Raw genomic sequence first — 1,329 nt, forward strand, 5'->3', positions numbered from 1 at the left:
ACACAGTTAAAAATTGTTTTAGAGTTGTGTCGTACTGGGCTAACCTAAATTAATGAGACAATATAAAACACCTTCGAAGTGGTACACTTTTAAAAAGTACTTACATCGGAGGTGTTTTTGCATGGGCAAAAACGTATATTCAAGTGAAGTGAAATGGGCAGTAGTCAAAGATAAATTAAGTGGGGAATTTACGAACGAGGAAATTATGAAGAAATACGGAATTAAAAATAATTCACAGATAAAGACTTGGATGAGATGGTTCCGTAACAATGAATTTTATCGATTTGACCAGCCGATTGGTAAACAATACACCTACGGTCTTGGTCCCGATTTAACAAGTGAAGACGACAAGCGGGAACGTCAATTATCACATTTAAAAATGGAGAATGAGATTCTAAAAAAGTACATGGAAATCGAAAGAGAGTTGAAAAAGAAATAGTTCTACAAATCGTCGAGAAACTTAAAGGGAAATATACAATCACCGCTATCTTAGACTCTTTAGAAGTGCCGCGAGCAAGCTATTACAGATGGCGCCTTCAAGGCGTTCGCAGGTCACTTACAGTAGTAGAGGAAGCCATCATAGAGCTTTGTAAAAGAACGAAATATCGGAATGGGCACCGCAAAATCAAGGCGCTGTTAAAACAGACGTACAACATTGTACTGAATCGAAACACCGTTCAAAACCTTATGCAAAAGCATAACTTACAGTGTCGTATTAAGCCTAAACGGAAATGGAAATCTCAAGGGGAAAGTATCATAATTGCCCCAGATCTTCTTAAACGAAATTTCACAGCTAGCGAACCGAACAAGAAGTGGGTAACTGACATCACATACATTCAATATGGAAGTACAACCAAATACCTTTCTACCATTATGGATCTATATAATAACGAGATTGTGGCTTATAAACTCTATAACCATCAACAAACACCACTCGTAATAGATACCTTAAAGGAAGCACTGGCTGTCCGTAACTATCCCGAAGGGGTGATTGTGCACTCAGATCAAGGTAGTGTATATACTTCATATGCATTCCAGGCTCATATTAGGGATAATAATCTTGTCAGTAGCATGTCAAGGAGAGGAAACTGTTGGGATAATGCGGTGATTGAATCTTTTCATTCGAGTTTGAAGTCTGAGGAATTTCAATATGTTAAATTCAATTCACTGCACAATAAAGATGTAGTTGAACGGGTAATTACGTATTTAACTTATTATAACGAAGAACGTATCCAAGAAAAATTAGGCTACCTAACACCTTTAAATTACAGTGTTAAAGCAGCCTAATCAAGGTGTTTTATAGTTGTCTCAAATCACTATGTCAGTCTA

At 36.9% G+C, this 1,329-nt stretch carries 1 protein-coding gene; it reads left to right on the plus strand.

From position 1 onward, the window contains the following. Positions 1 to 121: 121 nt before the first annotated feature. Positions 122 to 1,287, plus strand: a protein-coding gene (locus tag RL70_RS17050; RefSeq protein ID WP_156138009.1) for an IS3 family transposase whose coding sequence is annotated in 2 segments (ribosomal slippage) — positions 122 to 398 and positions 398 to 1,287 — 1,167 coding nt in all. Because the reading frame shifts where the segments join, the coding sequence is not laid out codon by codon here. Positions 1,288 to 1,329: the final 42 nt, after the last annotated feature.

The organism is Sporosarcina sp. ZBG7A, from assembly GCF_000813425.1.
GTDB lineage: Bacteria > Bacillota > Bacilli > Bacillales_A > Planococcaceae > Sporosarcina.